We start from the raw sequence: 19,749 nt of genomic DNA, 5'->3' as shown, positions 1-19,749 counted from the left end.
CTGTCAAGTCATCATCTTCAGGGATGAGGGCTTTTCTGTTCGTCAAAACTTCTAATTTGAGCCGGTTCACACTTTTTGATGAAAATGACTGAAAGTTTTCACGACGAGTTATGTAGACTGGCCGCCGCAATCAACGAGGCACGTGTACTACATGACTGATATTCAAACCACTTTTGCAGACCTTGGCCTGAACGCCGACATCCTTGAATCACTGAACGGCATGGGCTACGTAAAGCCATCCCCAATCCAGGCTGAGTGTATTCCTCACCTGTTGGCGGGCCGTGACGTGTTAGGCATGGCGCAGACCGGGAGTGGTAAAACGGCAGCGTTCTCTCTGCCGCTGTTAAACAACATTGATCCGACTATTAAAGCACCGCAAATTTTGGTGCTGGCTCCGACCCGCGAACTGGCGGTTCAGGTTGCTGAAGCGATGACCGAATTCTCTAAGCACATGCGCGGTCTGAACGTAGTTGCCCTTTACGGTGGCCAGCGTTATGACGTGCAGCTGCGTGCTCTGCGCCAGGGACCCCAGGTTGTTGTGGGAACCCCAGGTCGTCTGCTGGATCACCTGAAGCGTGGCACGTTAGATCTGTCTAATCTGCGTGGTCTGGTGCTGGACGAAGCAGATGAAATGTTACGTATGGGCTTCATCGAAGACGTTGAAACCATCATGGCGCAGATCCCGGAAGGTCATCAGACCGCGCTGTTCTCTGCCACCATGCCAGAAGCGATTCGTCGCATCACCAAGCGTTTCATGAAAGATCCGCAGGAAGTGCGTATTCAGTCGAGCCTGACAACGCGTCCTGACATCAGCCAGAGCTACTGGACGGCTTACGGCCGTAAAACCGATGCACTGGTTCGCTTCCTGGAAGCAGAAGATTTTGATGCGGCGATCATCTTTGTTCGTACCAAAAATGCCACTCTGGAAGTCGCTGAAGCGCTGGAGCGTAGCGGTTACAACAGCGCGGCCCTGAACGGTGATATGAACCAGGCCCTGCGTGAGCAGACGCTGGAGCGTTTGAAAGATGGTCGTCTGGACATCCTGATCGCGACTGACGTTGCGGCTCGTGGCCTGGACGTTGAGCGTATCAGCCTGGTTGTTAACTACGATATCCCGATGGACGCCGAATCTTACGTTCACCGTATTGGCCGTACGGGTCGTGCGGGTCGTGCGGGGCGCGCACTGCTGTTCGTTGAGAACCGCGAGCGTCGTCTGCTGCGCAACATCGAACGCACCATGAAGCTGACTATTCCGGAAGTTGAGCTGCCAAACGCAGAGCTGCTGGGTCAGCGTCGTCTGGCTAAGTTTGCCGCGAAAGTTCAGCAGCAACTGGAAAGCAGCGATCTGGAACAGTACCGTGCACTGCTGACCAAAATGCAGCCTGAAGAAGAGCTGGATATCGAAACGCTGGCTGCCGCCCTGCTGAAAATGGCACAGGGTGAGCGTCCGCTGATCGTACCTGCTGACGCACCGCGTCCTCCGCGCCGCGAATTCCGTGAGCGTGACGATCGTCGCGACAGCCGTGGTCCACGTGACAGCCGTGATGGCGATCGTCCACGTCGTGAGCGTCGCGATGTTGGCGACATGCAGCTGTATCGCATTGAAGTGGGCCGTGATGACGGTGTTGAAGTTCGTCACATCGTTGGCGCGATTGCTAACGAAGGCGACATCAGCAGCCGTTACATCGGTAACATCAAACTGTTTGGTACGCACTCGACGATCGAACTGCCGAAAGGCATGCCGGGCGATGTCCTGCAGCACTTTACCCGTACGCGTATTCTCAACAAGCCGATGAATATGCAACTGCTGGGTGATGCACAGCCGCATGAAGGTGGCCGTGGTGAGCGTCGTTCAGGTTCTGGCGAGCGTCGTGGTCCTCGTCCTGAAGGTCAGGGCCGTCGTTTCTCTTCTGAGCGCCGTGAAGGTGGTCGTGAAGGTGGACGCAGCTTTAACCGTGAAGGCGGTCGTGGTCCACGTCGTGAAGACGGTGCTGCTGCACCTCGTCGTCGTGACGCATAAGCGAGACGATTTCGCATGATAAAAAGGGAAGCCTGCGGGCTTCCCTTTTTTTTGCCCTTGCGGTAAATCCATGTCAGGGCAGACCGGCTGAGACAGCGGGGAAGCAAGATAAGTAAAGGGAAGCCAGCAGGCTTCCCTTTTTGTCTTTGTCTTTTACCTGGCGCGAAACAGAACGAGGCGTTTACAGCCCGCGTGCCGCCTCCATCGCCAGCTTAAAGGAGTGCAGACGTGCATCGGTATCGTAAATCTGACCGTTAACCATGATCTCATCGGCCTGCGTTTCACGCAGCAGCGAGGCCAGACCGTGACGCACTTTATCCACGTCCCCGACCAGCGACATGCTCAGAGCCTGCTGGACGCCATACTGTTCTGACGGCGACCAGAGACTGTCCATGTTCTGCACCGGGGCAGGTAACGGACCAGGCTTGCCGCGACGCAAATTAATAAACTGCTGCTGCATCGAGGTAAACAGAAAACGGGCGTCGCTTTCCGTGTCCGCCGCCACGATGTTAATGCAGACGGTAGCATAAGGTTCAGCAAGGCGGGCTGACGGTGTAAAGTTTTCACGATAAACATGCAGAGCCTGGAACAGCTGGTCCGGTGCGAAATGCGAGGCAAACGCAAACGGCAGCCCCATTTTGGCCGAGAGCTGGGCGCTGTACAGGCTGGAACCCAGTAACCAGACGGGAATTTTCATCCCTAAACCAGGTACCGGCTGAACAGGCGGCTGTGCGCCAGCTTCTGCATCAAACCAGTGAATCAGCTCGGCCACATCATCCGGAAACGTATCGGCCTGCATGCCTGACAGGTTGCGACGTAAAGCCAGCATCGTGCGCTGATCCGATCCTGGCGCACGGCCTAATCCCAGATCGATGCGATCGGGATACAGCGATGCCAGGGTGCCGAACTGTTCTGCGATCACCAGCGGCGCGTGATTGGGCAACATAATGCCGCCAGAGCCCAGACGCAGCGTCGTGGTGTTTGCGGCCAGATAGCCGATTAACACGGCTGTGGCGGCGCTGGCGATGCCGGTCATATTATGGTGCTCAGCTAACCAGTAACGTTCAAATCCCAGGGCTTCGGCCTGACGTGCCAGCGCAAGTGAATTCTGAAACGCATCACGTGGCGTAGCGCCCTGAGGAACAGGGGCAAGATCGAGTACAGAGAGGCGAACGTTTTTTTTCTCAGACATGGGTACTCCAGAGGTTATAGCGCAGGTTTCATACCCTGCACTATTAAGTATTGCGCAACATTCGCTATATTAAAACGCTTTACGCCCACTCTCTGTTGCCTGTATGTGCGTTTCAGTCGGTGGTCTGTAAAACCATCCCCGGCAGTTTACGCCAGTAGCCATTGCAGTCCCGGTTTTTCTCGATCGCTAACGGGGCCTGACCCGCTTCGTTGTCGCGAAAACGGTCAACAAGGCTTAAGGTTTCCTCGCTTTGTGGTGAAAGTCGCACGATATCGACACAGTTGTGCATGCTTACCAGATCGTTGCCCAGGTTGTAACAGTAGCCACTCAGCGTCTGAATACCGTTCAGAACGAAAACCTGTTGTTGCTCCTGCGAAAGCACCCTGCGTCCGTTCGGATAATGACGGCAGCAGGTTTCGCAGTCATCTTTAGCACGATTCTCCGAGCGGGCCGTAAAGCATCGCGCTGACAGGGCTAGCGGTAAATGCCCATAGCCCAGCACCTCCACTTCAAACTGTTCGCGAATACCGCGCGTTTCGCACTGCGCCAGCAGAGTTAACAACCAGTCTCGTGGCATTTCAACGGGCAGGCACCAGCGCGTCATACCTTCTTTCACCAGCAGATGTAAGGTGTCAGCGTTATAAACGTTCAGGGTAGGACCGGCGACAAAGGGCAGCTTGCGCTCCGCCGCCATATTGACCGCCCCCATGTCGTTGGCCTCGATAAGAAACTCGCCATTTTCGACATAACGCTGTAACTCTTTCAGTTCGGATGGGGATTGCAGCAGCGCCAGCGTGCTCACGACAACCTGCTTGCCGCTGGCAGCCAGCTCACGCGCTAAATCCATCCAGGCGGCAAACGAGGTTGCGCGGCGCTTGCTGCATACGGTTTCGCCCAGGTAAATGATGTCGGCACTGCTTTGGGCGGCGAGGTGGTAAAAGTGTTGCAGTGTGTCGCCAGGCCAGTACCACAGCACCGGGCCAAGGGAATATTTCATGCTGTCTCCTTATTGCCAGTCACGATGGTAAGCACCTAACGTGGTTTGCGTTCCTTCAGACAGCGCCCCTAATGTCTGCATCCATTTCTCGCTGACATCAAAGCTATCCGGCGCGGCCTGACAGCGATTGATCGCCTGACGCCAGACGCGCGCCACCTCAGAAATATAGGCGGGGCTGCGTTGACGGCCTTCAATCTTCACTGAGGCAATGCCCGCCCGCAGCAGCTCAGGCAGCAGTTCCAGGGTATTCAGGCTGGTGGGCTCTTCCAGCACGTGGTAGCGCTGTTCGTCAATCTCGTAACGCCCTTTACACAGGGTGGGATAACCCGCGCTTTCATCCGCACCGTAACGGTCAACCAATACGTCATTCAGGCGCACCTCCATCCCGGCAGGCGTTTGCTGCCAGCGCACAAACTTCGCCGGCGAGCAGGCGCCTTTGCTGTTTGGCGATTCCCCTGTGAGCCAGGAGGACAGGTAGCAGCGACCTTCGGCCATAATACACAGGCTGCCAAAGGCAAATACTTCCAGCGGGACTGGCGTACTGCGCGCCAGTTGTTTTACCTGATGAAGGGATAAAACACGGGGCAGCACTACGCGATGCAAAGTGAAATGACGGTGATAAAAACGGATGGCTTCCAGATTGGTTGCCGAGGCCTGAACGGACAAGTGTCGCGCTATGTGTGGATAGCGTTCGCGGGCATAGGCCAGCGTGGCGATATCGGCCAGTATCAGCGCATCCGCTCCACAGTCCGCCGCCACATCAATGGCCCGCTGCCAGCGATGCACGCTATCAGGGTGTGCAAAGGTATTAATGGCAACGTGCAGTTTGCGACGATGCTGATGTAAATAACAGGCTGCTTCACGTAATTTCTTATCCGTAAAGTTTAGCCCGGCAAAATGACGCGCATTGGTATCGTCTTTTAGCCCGACATAGACCGCATCGGCCCCATTCTCAACGGCGGCGCGCAGGGCTGGCAGGCTCCCGGCCGGACACAGCAACTCCATACCCAATCCTCTCGACATACAGATGGAGCCCGAGTCTAGTCATGCCGCGTTGCGCAAATCTTGATTTGGGGCAGTGAAAGCCGTTTTGATGCGTGAGGCTGGCGTATTTTTAATCGGTCAGCTGTTGGTTTTATTGATCTCACCGACGGCGATAACCGGTGTCTGTGGCAATATAGCTAAAATTTTTTTAACAGGAGTGACGAGCGTGCTTCAGCGGTTTTCAGCCAGTTTAGTGAAAAATGGCCCTAAAATTATTGGTTTACCGGCGAAGATTGCCCCGTTTACCTTGAAGAAGCCCCTCTTGCAGCAACTCTTAAACTGGCAATTTCGTCATGTTTTGGCTGAAGGTGAGTTAGACTTCCTTCAGGGACGCTTTTTAGGCATTGAGATCCTTGATATGCATCTCACCTGGATGACCACGCTAGAGGATGGCCGACTGAAGGTGTTGCAGCATGCCGAAGCAGATGTCTGGTTCCGGGGCAATGCCAATGATTTGTTGCTGGTAGCCGCGCGTAAAGCGGATCCTGATATGCTTTTCTTTCAGCGTCGATTGCTGATTGAAGGGGATACTGAACTGGGACTGGAGGTTAAGAACGTAATGGATGCAATAGAACTCGACACCATGCCCGTAGGGTTACGTACCGCCATTCAGCACATGGCTGCGATTGTGGAAACAATGATGCAACAGGACGCGAACGCCGCACAGGCACGCGCAGGTGTTTCATGTTAATACGAACGGAAATTGGCGTTGACGCCGCCGGAATCGATGCACTGCTCCGACGTTGTTTCCCTACATCGGACGAGGCGGAACTGACACAGGCACTGCGCGAAGATGGCCTGTTAACGCTTGGCGTCGTGGCAACCGATGATGAAGGACAAGTGCTGGGTTATGCTGCCTTTAGTCCGGTCACGATGCAGGGCGAGGATCGCGGCTGGGTCGGCCTTGCGCCGCTGGCCGTTGATGAACCTTTACGGGGGCAGGGCATTGCGAAACGCCTCATTTACGAAGGTCTGGATACGCTCAATGAGTTTGGTTACAGCGCGGTAGTCGTACTTGGCGAGCCTGCGCTGTTTCATCCGCTGGGATTTGAACCTGCGGCGCGCCGGGGATTGCACTGTCGCTGGCCGGACAGTGAAGCCGCTTTCCAGGTTTACCGTCTGGCCGATAATGCCTTCGACGACGCGGAAGGGCGCATTGAGTATTCAGCCCCCTTTAACGCACTGCGCTAAGCCAGGTTTCGAGACTCTGCGGTTGCTCGGCAACCAGTTGCAGTTTGCGTTGCCGGGGAAGTTGCTTGACCTGATATTCCAGCCTGGATGCCTGCGCGCGGTCACCTGCCGCGCAGGCATAAACCAGCGCCAGTGGGCCTTTTCCGCGCAGGGCCCGGGCTCCTCGACCACACTCATGTTGCGCAAGGCGGCGCGTGACGTCGGTTGTGATGCCGGTATATAACAGACCGGCGGCCGTTTTTATCAGGTAAAGTTGCCAGTGCTGACTCATAATCTGTCCCAGAAATGCCTGCCCGGCAGTGTAACGCGCTTCCCCATCGTGCGCTATCCGTTGCCCTTATCCGGAGTTGATTGTGTCTGATCTTTCCCATCTTATTCGCTACCTGAAGAAGCAACATGTCCTGTCACTGTGCTGCAGTGCCGGAAATGAACTGTGGTGTGCAAACTGTTACTACGTGTTTGATGAGGCACGTATGGCATTCTGGTTGATGACGGAACCGGATACACGTCATGGCCTTCTGGCCAGCAAAAATCCTCACGTGGCCGGAACGATCAATGGTCAGCCGAAAACGGTCTTACTGATAAAAGGGGTGCAGTATCGTGGACGCATCAGGCAACTGCGTGAGGAGGAGGCGGTTGAAGCTCGCCATGCCTATCAGCGACGTTTCCCGATGTCACGCAGCGTGTCTGCACCGCTGTGGGAAATCACGCTCGATGAGCTGAAAATGACCGATAACGCGCTGGGATTTGGCAAAAAGATTGCCTGGCTGCGGGAAGAGTAGTGCGCCCTGATCCCTGACGGAAAAGGGCGCCAACGCGTTACAGCGCTTCCAGAATGCGCAGGGACTCACGGTTAAAAGCAGGCAGGTCAGCCGGGGTGCGGCTGGTTACCAGCTTGTCACTGTCCACCACCACTTCTTCATCGCGGAAATCAGCCCCGGCATTAATCAGGTCGACCGCAATGGCTTTTACGCTGGTCATTTTTCGGCCGCGGACGCCATTGGCACTGATCAGCAACTGTGGCCCGTGGCAGATCGCAAACACCGGTTTGCCGCTTGCCACGAAATCTTTGGTGAAAGCGACGAAGCGGTCGTCGCCGCGCAGGGCGTCAGGTGAATGGCCGCCAGGCAGCAGTAGCGCGTCAAACTCAGCCGCACTGACATCGTCGATGCTGCGGTCAATCTTCACTTCCGCATCACCCTGTTTGCCTTTAACGGTTTTACCCGCCTGCTCCTCAATGGTCACCACCTCGTAGCCAGCGCGTTTATACACTTCCGCTGGCGAGGTAAACTCAGAGTCTTCAAATTCATCGGTGATCAATACCGCAATTTTGGTGCTCATCTTTACCCTCCTGTAGGCATGTTAGGCGCTTAATGCGCTATCCTGATACGCATTAAGCCTGGCTGCCGACATCAGGAAAGCAAGCCAGACGGCGCACATTGACCAGATTTTGCACGGCTGGTGATGAAACAGGGACAATTCTGAGATGAATCGTGTTTTAGTGACCGGCGCAACCGGGTTAGTCGGGTCATATCTGCTGCGTTTACTGGTTGATGATCCTCGCATCGATGAGATCATCGCCCCGACGCGCCGTGCGTTGCCTGTTATGAACAAGGTGATCAATCCGGTTGAGGACGTCTGACCGATGTGCTTCAGCCCCTGGATGGGCCACTGACCACGGTATTTTGCTGTCTGGGCACCACGCGCAAACAGGCAGGCAGTAAAGCGGCCTTTATCCATGTGGATTACACGCTGGTGGTGGACACCGCATTGAATGGCTTACGACTGGGTGCCACGCAGATGCTGGTGGTGAGTGCGCACGGCGCGCATCGCCATTCGCCCTTTTTATACAGCCGCGTAAAAGGTGAGATGGAGAATACGCTGCGCCACCAGAACTGGGCACGCCTGGTTTTCGTCCGGCCATCTTTATTGCTCGGTGAAAGAAAAGAGAAACGCCGCGGAGAAAGCCTGATGGCACCGTTGTTTTCCTGGTTGCCCGGCAACTGGCGTGCAGTGTCAGCACAGGATGTGGCCCGCTGTCTGCATCAGCAGGCCTTCATGGATAAAGCCGGCGTAACCCTCATTGAATCCGGGGCGATTCCCCGCTCTTCAGCGTAAATACCAGATGTGCTGATTACGACTGCCGCGCCATAAGAGGGTGGCGTCTTTTTCGGCCTCTTCAAAGCGCCCGTCGATCAGAACGTCAATCCAGGGCAGCACTTCACGCTGCGCGGACGTCAGTGACGCCATTTCATAGCCGGTCCATAGCCAGATATCTTTGCCCGGGCAGGTCTGTTTGACGCGTTTCACCAGACGACGAATATGCGGCACATTCTGTGGATGCAGGGGATCGCCGCCGCTTAACGATAAGCCCTGTCGTGGGATGCGCGTGTCGTTCAGATCGGCCAGCAGTTGTTCTTCCATCGCCAGGGTAAACGGCACCCCGGAATCCAGCCGCCAGGTACGTTGATTGTAACAGCCGCGGCACTGGTGCTCGCAGCCAGAGACAAACAGCGTACAGCGGGTGCCGGGGCCGTTCACGATATCGACATCGTAGTAACGATGGATGCGCATCATTCCAGCTGGCCGCTATTAAGATGTTTCACCCGACGCTGCACTTCCTGTTGTTTTCCCGCATTAAACGGGCGCGCGTCCGGACTGCCCAGATAGCCACAAACCCGCCGTGTGACCGAAACCCGTGCAGGATCGTGATTGTCGCAGTTCGGGCAGGTAAATCCGCGGCTGGTACAGGTGAATTCCCCGTTGAAGCCACAGTCGTAACATTCGTCAATTGGCGTGTTGGTGCCGTAGTAAGGCACGCGGTCGTAGCTGTAATCCCAGACGTCTTCCAGCGCCTTAAGGTTGTGCTGCACATTGGGATATTCGCCGTAACAGATAAAACCGCCATTGGAGAGTGGCGGATAGGGGGCTTCAAAATCGATTTTTTCGTAAGGATTCACCTTCTTCTCAACGTCCAGATGGAAGCTGTTGGTGTAATAACCTTTGTCGGTCACGCCTTTTATCACACCAAATTCAGCCGCATCCAGACGGCAGAAACGGTCACATAAGTTTTCGCTGGGGGTACTGTAGAGGCTAAAGCCATAGCCCGTTTCCGCTTTCCAGGCGTCGGTCGCCGCGCGCAGACGTGCCACGATGGCCACGCCTTTGGCGCGCAGGGTTGCATCATCAAAAGGATGGACTGAGGCGCCGCTCAATGCATTCAGTGTTTCGTGCAAGCCGATGAAACCGAGAGACAAGGAGGCGCGGCCATTGCGGAAAATCGACCCCACCTCATCGTCTGCCTGCAAACGCACGCCGCAGGCACCTTCCATATAAAGAATGGGCGCAACCCGGGCTTTGGTTTTTTCCAGCCGGGCAACACGCGTCATCAATGCCCGTTTCGCCAGCATCAGCCTGTCATCCAGTAACGCCCAGAAACGCGCCTCATCACCCCGTGCTTCCAGCGCGATACGTGGCAGATTCAGACTGATGACGCCGATATTGTTGCGCCCTTCATGAATCTGCTCGCCATTTTCTTCGTAAACGCCCAGAAAACTGCGACAGCCCATCGGCGTTTTAAAGGAGCCGGTAACCTTAACGACCTGATCATAATTGAGAATATCGGGATACATTCGTTTGCTGGCACAGGCCAGCGCCAGTTGCTTAATGTCATAGTTCACATCGCCGGGACGACGGTTAACGCCTTCCCGAATCGCAAACACCAGCTTCGGGAAGACGGCCGTTTTGCGATTTTTACCCAGTCCTGCCAGACGGTTACGCAAGATGGATGTCTGCACCAGACGGGCGGCCCAGCTTGTCCCCAACCCGAACCCAAACGTGACAAACGGTGTCTGGCCATTTGCCGTATGCAGCGTGTTCACCTCATATTCCAGCGACTGAAAGGCGTCATAACACTCTTTTTCGGTACGCTGGCGGGCATAGGCTTCCGCCTGCGGGATATCCCAGTGCTGCGCTACCTCTTTATGCCGGGCAAAACTTTTTTCAACATAGGGTGCCAGCACCTCGTCAATTCGATTCAGCGTGGTTCCGCCATAGATATGGCTGGCAACCTGGGCAATGATTTGCGCGGTCACCGCAGTGGCGGTAGCAATCGACCTGGGCGGCTCGATCTCCGCGTTACCCATTTTAAAACCGTTGGTCAGCATGCCTTTCAAATCGATCAGCATGCAGTTAAACATGGGGAAGAAAGGCGAGTAATCAAGATCGTGATAATGGATCTCGCCGCGCTCATGCGCCTGAACCACATCACGAGGCAGGATTTGCTGCTGGGCGTAATGTTTCGCCACAATTCCGGCCAGCAAATCGCGCTGGGTCGGGATCACTTTGCTGTCTTTATTGGCATTTTCATGAAGCAGGGCGGCATTGGTCTGATCGACCAGGCCACGGATGGCATGATGCAGCTGGCTGCGGCGTTCGCGCTCGACGTCACGATCGTGACGATAGGCAATATAAGCCCGTGCCAGTTGTGGATAAGGTCCGGCCATCAGCGTTTCTTCCACCGCACACTGAATATCCTGAATGTCGACGTCCTGACGATCCACCAGTTGTGCGCTAACCTGTCCGGCCACCGCGTCGCACCATGCGGCATCGTCGACGTTCGCTGCCCGCGCAGCCGCCATAACGGCCGCTGCGATACGTTGCGCATCAAAGCTTACGCGGCATCCGTCGCGCTTTATCACCACCGTTGCCATGCTCTCTCCGTTAACTACATATAGGTGTTGTTTCGGATTTTAGGCTCAACATGTAGTGACTGCAGCGAATTAATTCGTCTCGTTTTGACCTGAAACAAAGAAGCCGTAAACACGCGCAGAAAATCAGCACGACAAAAAAATCGCCCCGGGGGCGCCTTTTCGGACGGACTGATTTGATTAGCCACGCAAAATGACATTACTCTGGTGACCGACCTTTTTTGCCATCGACTTGCAGGGTACCGTGCCAATGTCGCTACGCCGAAATGTGCTTATCTGTTGTTGTGCTTTGTCCTTTTCTGCCGCAGCGGACACGTTGCCGTTAATGCCATGGCCACAGCAGGTAGAGCAACCTGCCAACGCAGGCTGGCTGACGTTGACGCCACAGCTCACCTTGCGCATTGAGGGAGACAGGTTACCCGGTGCCGAAACGCGCTGGTTGTCACGCATTGCCCGACAAACCGGCTGGCCTTTACTGCCCATCGATCAGGCCGTGACCCCGCCTACGATTCGCGTGCAGATTGCAACGGTCACCGATCCCATTCCGCAGCCAGACAGCGATGAAAGCTACCAGCTTAACGTCAACAGTGATGGCGTTTTGCTACGGGCCACTACCCGTTTTGGCGCGATGCGCGGCATGGAAACGCTGCTGCAACTAATTGAAAACACGCCCGAAGGTACCCGCATTCCCTGGGTGACGATCCAGGATAAACCGCGCTTTGCGTGGCGCGGCATCCTGATCGACAGTGCCCGCCATTTCATGCCGGTCAGAACGATTAAGCGGCAGATTGATGGCATTGCGGCGGCACGGATGAACGTGCTGCACTGGCATCTGACGGACGATCAGGGCTGGCGTTTCGCCTCCAGCCGCTATCCTCAGCTACAACAAAACGCCAGCGACGGCCTTTTCTATACCCAGGAAGAGATGCGCGACGTGGTGCAGTATGCGGCGGAACGTGGCGTGCGCGTAGTGCCGGAACTCGATTTTCCCGGACATGCCTCTGCGCTGGCAGTGGCGATGCCGGAACTGATCAGCGCCCCCGGTCCTTATCGGATGGAGCGCGGCTGGGGCGTCTTTAAGCCGCTACTGGATCCCAGTAATGAGCAGGTTTACCAGGTCATTGATGCGCTAATCGGGGAGGTCGCCGCCATTTTTCCCGATCCGTATGTGCATATTGGCGGCGATGAGGTCGATCCCAGCCAGTGGCAGGCATCATCCCGCATTCAGCAATTTATGCACGATCGTGGTCTTGCCGACAGTCACGCGCTTCAGGCGTACTTTAATCAGCGCCTTGAAAAAATTCTCGAAAAACACCAACGACACATGGTGGGCTGGGATGAGATCGCCCATCCGGATCTGCCCCACAGCATCCTGATCCAGTCCTGGCAGGGCCAGGATGCGCTGGGTACCGTCGCCAAAAATGGCTATCGCGGCATTCTCTCCACCGGTTTCTATCTGGATCAGCCTCAACCGGCCAGCTATCACTATCGCAATGAAATCTATCCCCAGGGGCTTGAGGGTAAAGATGTCATTCAGCCGGGTGACCAGGCGCAGAGCTGGTCGTTCTCTATGCCGCGGTTAAAAGGCAGTCCGGTGACGGGCAGCTTTACGCTGATTAAAGGTCGTGACGGCTGGCGCGGGTTTATTGATTTCGCGGGTAAGTCGCGCCGTCTGGTGAAAGGGATTGCGTGGCTGGCACCCGATCGTCTGACGTTCGAGGTCGATACGTGGATGGGACCGTTCCAGCCCGTGGTGACGCTGACCGGTAACCAGCTCAGCGGGTATATGCGGGTAGGGAACGTACGCTATGCCACCGAAGGCCGACGCCTTGATGCCGTGCCAGCCGGTATTCAGCCGGTGCTGCCCGATGCGCGGCAGAAGCAGCAAAACCTGCTGGGCGGCGAGGCCGCGCTGTGGGCTGAAAACGTCAACAGCACGATCATTGATACCAAACTCTGGCCGCGCGCTTTTGTGGTGGCCGAACGGTTATGGTCAGCGCAGAACGTCACCGACCCTGACAGCATGTATCAACGGCTGGCGGCGATGGATCGCTGGACAACGATCTCCGTCGGCCTGCAACAGCACGATCAGACGGAACGACAGATGATGCGGCTGGCCAACAGTACCCATATCGAGCCGCTGCGCGTGCTGGCCCAGGCGCTGGAACCGGCACAGTACTATACGCGTCAGCATCTCAAGTTTCAGGCCGGGCATTACAACTACTTTGAACCGCTGAATCGCCTGGCGGACGTCTTACCGGCTGAAAGTGATACCGTCCGGGCGCTGGATAAGCAGGTTGCCCTGCTGATTGAAGACCGGACCGATCCTGCCGCCGCGACGGCGATTCGTGCACAGTTACAACGCTGGCACGAAAATTATTCGCAGGTTCAGCCGCTACTGAATGCCACCCAGCCGCTCCATGCGCTGGCGGGCAGCGCCAGGCAGGTTGATGCACTGAGCGTGATGGGCATGGCGATGGTGGATGCCTATGTACGTAACCAGGCCTTTGGGGCGGGCGAGGTGGCGCAGATGCAGGCGAAGCTGGATGCAGCGGCACAGGTGCAGGATGAGACGGTCATTGCACTCGTACGGCCGCTTGAACGCCTCCTCCATGCTTTCAAATAAGCTGGCGACCTGCGCACAGCAGGCGCGTTGTCAGCGGTTCGCCATCACGGTCACTGACAACAGTAAGTTCCCGGGGATGACTCATCTTGCCGCCTTCCTGCAGCGCGAAGGCCCAGCTTATTTCGCAGAACAGGCAGAGAGAGAAAAGATGCAAAAAATGGTGGGTATCATCCTGCACCATCAACATATGCCGCGCCAAAGCAGGAACTCAGGACGAGGTGGCCGGGCCGCTGACCGAGTGGCGGCGGACTAACGTCGGGCTGAACATATTGGTCACTTCAGGAACGGGCTGGTGGTGAGCCAGCGCCAGCGCCAGTTCGGCGGCTTGCTGCGCCATAGTGACGATGGGATAACGCACCGTCGTCAGGCGCGGGCGAACGTAGCGGGAAACCAGCACGTCATCAAAACCGATCAGGGACATTGCTTCGGGAACCTGTACGCCATTATCGCTTAAGACCGCCAGCGCCCCGGCAGCCATAGAGTCGTTATAGCAGGCTACGGCAGTAAAGTTTCTGCCGCGTCCCAGTAATTCCGTCATCGCCTGCTCGCCGCCGACTTCATCCGGTTCGCCCCAGGCGACCAGCCTGTCATTGCAGGGCAGGCCGTGCTCTTCCAGGGCATCGTAATAGCCCTGCAGGCGGTCTTCCGCATCCGAAATGGTGTGAGTGGAACAGATAAACGCGATATTTTGATGGCCCAGTTGAATCAGATGGCGCGTGGCCAGCCAGGCACCGTAGCGGTCATCAAGCGCAATACAGCGTTGTTCAAACCCCTTTAGCAGGCGATTCACTAATACCATGCCGGGCATCTGCTTCATCAACACTTCCAGCTCGCTGTCGGGGATTTTCTTGGCGTGAACCACCAGCGCCGCGCAGCGATGACGCATCAGTTGTTCGATAGCCTGGCGCTCTTTTTGCTCATTATGGTAACCGTTACCAATCAGCAAAAAGTTGCCTGTCTGGCCTGCCACTTCATCTACTGCTTTCACCATCGCGCCAAAGAACGGGTCGGATACATCGCCCACCACCAGCCCCAGGGTTTCGGTTGACTGCTGTGCCAGCGCCCGTGCATTGGCGTTTGGATGGTACTGGAGCGATTCCATGGCCTGATTCACCGCCTGGCGCGAACTGTCACTGGCCTTAGGCGAATTGTTGATCACGCGGGAAACCGTGGCGACAGAAACACCCGCCAGCCGGGCAACATCCTTAATGGTAGCCATGGGTTTACCTGATTTTGGGGAAACGTTTACACATCGCTCCAGTGTTACGGAAAAGCGCACGTACATCAAGCCAACAGAATTCCAGCAAGGTCGCAAACAGGGCAAAATCAGACGATGGGTGATGCCTTCTGCTACGGTCACAGCCCGTGATATGCTGCTTATCCCAACACCTGCCGAAGCGATGACCATGAAAATAAAAGTGCCACATCTGGCGCACTGGGGCGCCTTTACCGCGGTAAGCGAAAACGACCGTCTCATCGGTTGCGAACCTTTTTTTGCCGACGCCGATCCGTCGCCCATGCTCAACACCATTCCTGAACTGGTCTACTCGGATAAACGCATCCGCCAACCTATGGTGCGGCGTTCGTGGTTAACCTCCCGCGAGAACAGCGATCGCACCTTGCGTGGACGTGAAGATTTTGTCGCCGTTGACTGGGATACGGCGCTGGATCTGGTGGCTGAGGAAAATCGCCGCATTCGTGAACGCTACGGTGCCTCCGGCATTTTTAATGGCTCTTACGGCTGGTCATCGGCAGGGCGCGTCAACCATGCGCGCACGCTGGTACGGCGTTTCTATTTTCAGGGCGGCGGCGGGGTCGATCAGCAAGGCAACTACAGCTGGGGCGCAGCGCAGTTTTTCCTCCCTTATGTCATGGGCACCTACATGCCGCTCACCGGGCGCGTCACCGACTGGCCGCAGGTGGTGGAACACGCCGAGATTTTTGTCGCCTTTGGCGGACTGGCGCTAAAAAATGCCCAGGTGGCTTCCGGCGGTGCAGGTCAGCACAGCCTGAAACCGGCGCTGGAACAGCTGGCCGCGAAAGGCACGCCCGTCATCAACATCAGCCCCATGCGCGACGACTGCCCTGAATTTGTTCGCGCCGACTGGATCCCGATCCGGCCGAATACCGATGTGGCGCTGATGCTGGCCCTCGGTTATGAAATTTATCAGCGCGGTGCGACCGACGAGGATTTCCTTGCCCGTCACTGCACCGGCTGGCCGCAGCTGCGTGCTTATCTGCTGGGCGAAAGCGATGGCATCGCCAAAACGGCGGGCTGGGCGAGCCGGATCACCGCGGTCCCGGCGGAGCGCATTGTGCAACTGGCGCAGCAGCTGATCGGCAAACGCAGTTTTATCACCTGCTCCTACTCTGTCCAGCGTGCTCATCGCGGCGAACAGCCCTACTGGATGATGATCGCGCTGTCCTCCATGCTCGGACAGCCAGGCCTGCCGGGCGCGGGCTTCTCATTTGGTCACGGCTCCATGAACAGCGTGGGCAATCCGCGCCAGGAAGGGCCCGCGCCGATGATGAGTACCGGGCCCAATCCGTCGGGCCTCTCTATTCCCGTGGCGCGCATCAGTGACATGTTGCTTAACCCCGGCCAGCCCTATAGCTTCCAGGGCGAAACCCTGCACTACCCGGACATTCACATGGTGCACTGGGCGGGCGGCAACCCGTTCCACCATCATCAGCAGTTGAACCGGCTGGTGGAAGGCTGGCAAAAGCCGGATACCGTCGTGGTGCAGGATATCGTCTGGACACCGGCCGCACAGATGGCCGATATCGTACTGCCGGCAACCACCACGCTGGAGCGCAATGATATCGGGGGCTCGTCGCGCGATCGCTTTGTGCTGGCGATGCATCAGGCGATTAAACCCCAGCATCAGGCACGTAACGACTTTGATATCTTTGCGGATCTGGCCGAGCGACTGGGCTATCGGGATACCTTCACGGAAGGGCGCAACGAGATGCAGTGGATCGCGCATCTTTACCAACAATGCGCCGTCGCCCATGGTCGTCGCGGCATTGCTTTCCCCGAATTTGAGGCGTTCTGGCAGCGCGGCTTCGTTGAAATCCCCGAAGGCGGTAAACCCTACGTCTTTATGGCGGACTTCCGCGCCGATCCCCTCGCGCATCCGATCCAGACCGCCAGCGGCAAAATTGAGCTGTTCTGCCAGACCATTGCGGATTATCAGCTGGAGGATATGGCCGGTCACCCGGAATGGCGTGAGCCGCGGGAATGGCTGGGAGCGCCGGCAAGTCAGGACTATCCACTGCATATGATCTCCATTCAGCCCTCGGATCGCTTGCACAGTCAGCTGGATGCCACTGCCACCGTGCAGGGCAATAAAATCGCCGGCCATGAAACGCTGTACATGCATCCTGAGGATGCGAACCCGCGCGGCATTGTCGATGGTGACGAGATTGAAGTCAGCAATGCGCGCGGCAGGATTCTGGCTGGGGTGCGTTTAACCGATGGCCTGAAGCAGGGCGTGGTGATCATCTCTACCGGTGCCTGGTTTGATCCCGGCTTTGGCAACGCCTGGCAGCCGTTTGATCGGGCGGGCAATCCGAATGTCTTAACGCTGGATATCGGCACCTCGTCACTGACCCAGGGGCCGAACGCCATGAGTTGCCTCGTGGACATCAAAAAACATGTCGTTTGCACAAATACGTAAGGATCACACGGCTGGTTACATTTTGCAGGTAACTGTTGCGTTTCTGTCGTGGCAGAACGGGATCGCCGCTTGCTACAGTCAGGATCCCAGAGGTATTGATGGGTGAACATCAACTGATTTTTTTGATTACACCAACCTGCGTAGATACGCAGGTTTTTTTTGCCCCGAGGAAAACGATCAATAACGAACTGATACACAGTTTTCCTGTGTTTTCACCCGCGCTTTGATTATAACTGCTGGATTGACCTCTTTTTTTTAAGCGCAGCGGATTGCTATGCCCCGGATAAAAAAATTACTGGGTAAAGACCAGATAAAAGCCCCGTTTAACCCGTTTCGTTTTCGCCTGATTTGTCTGGGCGTATTGGCCTGCATGGTCGTTTTGCTGGCGCGCGTGGCCGATTTGCAGTTCCTGAATCAGCCGATGCTGGAGCATGAGGCGGATCAGCGTTCCCTGCGTACCGTGACGCTGCCCACCAGCCGGGGCACCTTACTGGATCGCAATGGTGAGGCACTGGCACTCAGCGTGCCCTCGCGTGACGTGATCGCCGATCCGCAGCGCGTACTGGAAAGTAACCCCGACTTTACCAGCGCCAAATGGGCCTATCTGGCGGCGGCGCTGGGCATGCGGCCTGAAGAGGTCGCGTCACAGATCACTGCGAATCCTAAACGTCGTTTTCTCTATCTGGGACGTAAAGTGGAGCTGGGGATCGCCAAAGACATCAAAGATCTCAAGCTGAAAGGCATCAGTGAGGTCTATGACGACAGCCGCTTCTATCCGATGAGTGAAGCCTCGGCACCGCTTATCGGCATCGTTGGTGCTGACAACACCGGTCTGAACGGCCTGGAAAAAGGCTTCGATAAAGTGCTGCAGGGTCAGCCGGGCAAAGAAGTGTATCGCCAGGATGCGGCCGGCAATATCATTTCGATGATTAGCTATCAGCCGCCAACGCAGCCGCCGACGGTACAGCTCAGCATTGATAAATTCAGCCAGTACACGCTGTACAGCAAACTGCGTGACGGCGTGTTGCTCAACAAGGCCGACTCCGGTGCGGCGGTGCTGGTCAAAATTGATACCGGCGAGATTCTGGCGATGGCCTCTTATCCGTCGTTCAACCCCAACAACTACCAGGGTGCCACACCGGCACAGATGCGCAATACCGCCATCAACGACAGTTATGAACCGGGTTCGACAGTGAAACCGCTGGTAGTGATGGAAGGGCTGGAGCGCCACCTGGTGCGACCGGATTCTGTACTGGATACCACGCCTTATCGCGTGAACGGCCACCTGATCCGTGACGTCGGGCACTGGCCGCGTCTGACGATGACCGGCATCCTGCAAAAATCGAGCGATATCGGCGTCTCGCATATTGCCCTGGCAATGCCTGCGGAAGCCCTGGTGAACACCTACTATGCCTTTGGCCTCGGTAAACCCACCGGACTGGGCTTAACCGGCGAAAGCGTCGGCTACTTCCCGCTGCACCGCACGCGCTGGGCCGATATCGAACGCGCGACCTTCTCCTTCGGCTATGGTTTACGCGTGACGCCGCTACAGATTGCCCGGGAATATGCCACGCTGGGTTCCTATGGGGTTTATCGTCCGCTGTCGATCACCAAGGTCACGCCACCCGTGCTGGGCAAGCAGGTGGCCAATCCTGAAACGGTGAAAGAAGTGGTGCATATGCTGGAAAGTGACGTCTTACCGGGCGGGACCGGGGTGAAGGCGGCGGTACCCGGCTATCGTCTGGCTACCAAAACCGGGACAGCGGAGAAAATGGGCAGCAGCGGTAAATATGACGGCGGCTATGTGAACTACACCGCTGGTATTGCTCCCGCCAGCCATCCTGAAGTGGCGCTGGTCGTCATGATTAACCACCCGACCGCTGGCGATCACTTTGGTGGCTCCGTGGCCGCGCCGGTATTCGGCAACATCATGGGGCCGGTGCTGAAGCACATGAATATCGCCCCCGATGCTATCTACAGTAAGCCTGTGGATAACGGTTCAGATAAATCCTAATCAAATCAAACTGTAAGCGAGGTGTGGATGTTTTTACACCTCGTTTCATTTCGGCGAATTCATTTTCTTTTTTCATCTGTCTCTGACCGACTAAAGGGTGAGAGGATAGAAATCCCAGAGGTATTGATGGGTGTGAAAACGGGCACTGCTCCGGCAAGGCCAGTCGTTATTACACCGACCCACGCAGATGCGTGGGTTTTTTTTGCCTGAAATCTGGCCTGGTCTTGTCATGATCTGCGTCAGCTTTCTCCGGCGCATCCGCCAATAATCAGTTGT

17 protein-coding genes and 1 pseudogene are annotated in these 19,749 nt (G+C 56.4%); 9 read left to right on the top strand and 9 right to left on the bottom strand.

Features of this window, described 5'->3' with window-relative positions; all coding sequences use genetic code 11:
- The first annotated feature begins 78 nt into the window (after positions 1 to 78).
- Entirely contained in the window at positions 79 to 159 is an 81-nt protein-coding gene (yrbN, locus tag GC087_RS25855; RefSeq protein ID WP_100208641.1) for a protein YrbN, read from the top strand.
- The gene (locus GC087_RS20275; protein WP_058702613.1) at positions 152 to 2,020 is read left to right on the top strand and encodes a DEAD/DEAH family ATP-dependent RNA helicase; all 1,869 of its coding nucleotides are present in this window, start codon (positions 152 to 154) and stop codon (positions 2,018 to 2,020) included. The genes yrbN and GC087_RS20275 overlap by 8 nt, the downstream gene beginning before the upstream one ends.
- A gap of 181 nt (positions 2,021 to 2,201) precedes the next feature.
- Here GC087_RS20275 and GC087_RS20270 read toward each other — a convergent pair whose 3' ends face one another.
- From GC087_RS20270 to ubiU, 3 genes are all read right to left on the bottom strand, one after another.
- Entirely contained in the window at positions 2,202 to 3,212 is a 1,011-nt protein-coding gene (locus tag GC087_RS20270; RefSeq protein WP_006121770.1) for a luciferase-like monooxygenase, read from the bottom strand.
- A gap of 112 nt (positions 3,213 to 3,324) precedes the next feature.
- Positions 3,325 to 4,209, bottom strand: coding sequence for a U32 family peptidase (locus GC087_RS20265; protein ID WP_058702612.1), 885 nt, complete (start codon positions 4,207 to 4,209; stop codon positions 3,325 to 3,327).
- A 9-nt stretch (positions 4,210 to 4,218) separates the two neighbouring features.
- Positions 4,219 to 5,214, bottom strand: a complete 996-nt coding sequence (gene ubiU, locus GC087_RS20260) for a ubiquinone anaerobic biosynthesis protein UbiU (RefSeq protein ID WP_039338888.1) — start codon at positions 5,212 to 5,214, stop codon at positions 4,219 to 4,221.
- 205 nt (positions 5,215 to 5,419) lie between these two features.
- Here ubiU and ubiT point away from each other — a divergent pair, with 205 nt between their 5' ends.
- Both ubiT and GC087_RS20250 read left to right on the top strand, forming a co-directional pair.
- The gene (gene ubiT, locus GC087_RS20255) at positions 5,420 to 5,944 is read left to right on the top strand and encodes a ubiquinone anaerobic biosynthesis accessory factor UbiT (protein WP_324030667.1); all 525 of its coding nucleotides are present in this window, start codon (positions 5,420 to 5,422) and stop codon (positions 5,942 to 5,944) included.
- A complete protein-coding gene (locus GC087_RS20250) occupies positions 5,938 to 6,444 on the top strand; it encodes a GNAT family N-acetyltransferase (protein ID WP_324029198.1) in 507 nt (168 codons plus the stop codon). Before ubiT ends, GC087_RS20250 begins: the two co-directional genes overlap by 7 nt.
- Here GC087_RS20250 and GC087_RS20245 read toward each other — a convergent pair.
- Positions 6,428 to 6,715: a GIY-YIG nuclease family protein gene (locus GC087_RS20245; RefSeq protein ID WP_006121775.1), complete on the bottom strand. Its 288-nt coding sequence runs from the start codon at positions 6,713 to 6,715 to the stop codon at positions 6,428 to 6,430. The two genes, GC087_RS20250 and GC087_RS20245, sit on opposite strands and share 17 nt — an antisense overlap.
- Positions 6,716 to 6,797: 82 nt before the next feature.
- Here GC087_RS20245 and GC087_RS20240 point away from each other — a divergent pair, with 82 nt between their 5' ends.
- Positions 6,798 to 7,226, top strand: a complete 429-nt coding sequence (locus tag GC087_RS20240; protein WP_033739205.1) for a YhbP family protein — start codon at positions 6,798 to 6,800, stop codon at positions 7,224 to 7,226.
- A gap of 37 nt (positions 7,227 to 7,263) precedes the next feature.
- On the opposite strand, the gene GC087_RS20235 is transcribed toward GC087_RS20240, so the two are convergent.
- Positions 7,264 to 7,785: a type 1 glutamine amidotransferase domain-containing protein gene (locus tag GC087_RS20235; protein ID WP_006121777.1), complete on the bottom strand. Its 522-nt coding sequence runs from the start codon at positions 7,783 to 7,785 to the stop codon at positions 7,264 to 7,266.
- Between the two features lie 145 nt (positions 7,786 to 7,930).
- Between GC087_RS20235 and GC087_RS20230 the strand changes: the two are divergent.
- Positions 7,931 to 8,562 (top strand): annotated as a pseudogene (locus GC087_RS20230) (NAD-dependent epimerase/dehydratase family protein).
- On the opposite strand, the gene nrdG reads toward GC087_RS20230, so the two are convergent.
- A complete protein-coding gene (gene nrdG / locus GC087_RS20225; protein WP_033739209.1) occupies positions 8,554 to 9,021 on the bottom strand; it encodes an anaerobic ribonucleoside-triphosphate reductase-activating protein in 468 nt (155 codons plus the stop codon). The pseudogene GC087_RS20230 and the gene nrdG overlap by 9 nt on opposite strands.
- Positions 9,018 to 11,156, bottom strand: a complete 2,139-nt coding sequence (nrdD, locus tag GC087_RS20220; protein WP_324029195.1) for an anaerobic ribonucleoside-triphosphate reductase — start codon at positions 11,154 to 11,156, stop codon at positions 9,018 to 9,020. The genes nrdG and nrdD overlap by 4 nt, the downstream gene beginning before the upstream one ends.
- 247 nt (positions 11,157 to 11,403) lie before the next feature.
- Here nrdD and GC087_RS20215 point away from each other — a divergent pair, with 247 nt between their 5' ends.
- Positions 11,404 to 13,779, top strand: coding sequence for a beta-N-acetylhexosaminidase (locus GC087_RS20215; protein WP_324029193.1), 2,376 nt, complete (start codon positions 11,404 to 11,406; stop codon positions 13,777 to 13,779).
- Here GC087_RS20215 and GC087_RS20210 read toward each other — a convergent pair.
- Positions 13,772 to 13,960, bottom strand: a complete 189-nt coding sequence (locus GC087_RS20210) for a hypothetical protein (protein WP_324029191.1) — start codon at positions 13,958 to 13,960, stop codon at positions 13,772 to 13,774. The genes GC087_RS20215 and GC087_RS20210 overlap by 8 nt on opposite strands.
- Before the next feature lie 27 nt (positions 13,961 to 13,987).
- On the bottom strand, positions 13,988 to 14,998 hold the full coding sequence (gene galR, locus GC087_RS20205; protein ID WP_039338882.1) for an HTH-type transcriptional regulator GalR: 1,011 nt from the start codon (positions 14,996 to 14,998) through the stop codon (positions 13,988 to 13,990).
- A gap of 187 nt (positions 14,999 to 15,185) precedes the next feature.
- Here galR and GC087_RS20200 point away from each other — a divergent pair, with 187 nt between their 5' ends.
- Both GC087_RS20200 and GC087_RS20195 read left to right on the top strand, forming a co-directional pair.
- Complete coding sequence (locus GC087_RS20200; RefSeq protein ID WP_324030666.1) at positions 15,186 to 17,459, top strand: molybdopterin guanine dinucleotide-containing S/N-oxide reductase; 2,274 nt, start codon at positions 15,186 to 15,188, stop codon at positions 17,457 to 17,459.
- Between the two features lie 274 nt (positions 17,460 to 17,733).
- Positions 17,734 to 19,473 (top strand): penicillin-binding transpeptidase domain-containing protein, encoded by a 1,740-nt coding sequence (locus GC087_RS20195; protein ID WP_039338881.1) that lies wholly within the window; start codon positions 17,734 to 17,736, stop codon positions 19,471 to 19,473.
- Positions 19,474 to 19,749: the final 276 nt, after the last annotated feature.

The sequence above is a fragment of the Pantoea sp. JZ2 genome, from assembly GCF_035191405.1.
Lineage (GTDB): Bacteria > Pseudomonadota > Gammaproteobacteria > Enterobacterales > Enterobacteriaceae > Pantoea > Pantoea stewartii.
This window is presented reverse-complemented; position numbering and strand designations above follow the sequence as displayed.

What these genes read in the sequence shown, in the direction of transcription:
- GC087_RS20250 (WP_324029198.1), top strand. Translation starts at nt 5,938, where the DNA reads ATGTTAATACGAACGGAAATTGGCGTTGACGCCGCCGGAATCGATGCA.
- nrdG (WP_033739209.1), bottom strand. Translation starts at nt 9,021, where the DNA reads ATGATGCGCATCCATCGTTACTACGATGTCGATATCGTGAACGGCCCC.
- GC087_RS20235 (WP_006121777.1), bottom strand. Translation starts at nt 7,785, where the DNA reads ATGAGCACCAAAATTGCGGTATTGATCACCGATGAATTTGAAGACTCT.
- GC087_RS20275 (WP_058702613.1), top strand. Translation starts at nt 152, where the DNA reads ATGACTGATATTCAAACCACTTTTGCAGACCTTGGCCTGAACGCCGAC.
- GC087_RS20245 (WP_006121775.1), bottom strand. Translation starts at nt 6,715, where the DNA reads ATGAGTCAGCACTGGCAACTTTACCTGATAAAAACGGCCGCCGGTCTG.
- GC087_RS20270 (WP_006121770.1), bottom strand. Translation starts at nt 3,212, where the DNA reads ATGTCTGAGAAAAAAAACGTTCGCCTCTCTGTACTCGATCTTGCCCCT.
- GC087_RS20215 (WP_324029193.1), top strand. Translation starts at nt 11,404, where the DNA reads ATGTCGCTACGCCGAAATGTGCTTATCTGTTGTTGTGCTTTGTCCTTT.
- GC087_RS20200 (WP_324030666.1), top strand. Translation starts at nt 15,186, where the DNA reads ATGAAAATAAAAGTGCCACATCTGGCGCACTGGGGCGCCTTTACCGCG.
- nrdD (WP_324029195.1), bottom strand. Translation starts at nt 11,156, where the DNA reads ATGGCAACGGTGGTGATAAAGCGCGACGGATGCCGCGTAAGCTTTGAT.
- yrbN (WP_100208641.1), top strand. Translation starts at nt 79, where the DNA reads ATGAAAATGACTGAAAGTTTTCACGACGAGTTATGTAGACTGGCCGCC.
- GC087_RS20195 (WP_039338881.1), top strand. Translation starts at nt 17,734, where the DNA reads ATGCCCCGGATAAAAAAATTACTGGGTAAAGACCAGATAAAAGCCCCG.
- GC087_RS20265 (WP_058702612.1), bottom strand. Translation starts at nt 4,209, where the DNA reads ATGAAATATTCCCTTGGCCCGGTGCTGTGGTACTGGCCTGGCGACACA.
- galR (WP_039338882.1), bottom strand. Translation starts at nt 14,998, where the DNA reads ATGGCTACCATTAAGGATGTTGCCCGGCTGGCGGGTGTTTCTGTCGCC.
- ubiU (WP_039338888.1), bottom strand. Translation starts at nt 5,214, where the DNA reads ATGGAGTTGCTGTGTCCGGCCGGGAGCCTGCCAGCCCTGCGCGCCGCC.
- GC087_RS20210 (WP_324029191.1), bottom strand. Translation starts at nt 13,960, where the DNA reads ATGGTGCAGGATGATACCCACCATTTTTTGCATCTTTTCTCTCTCTGC.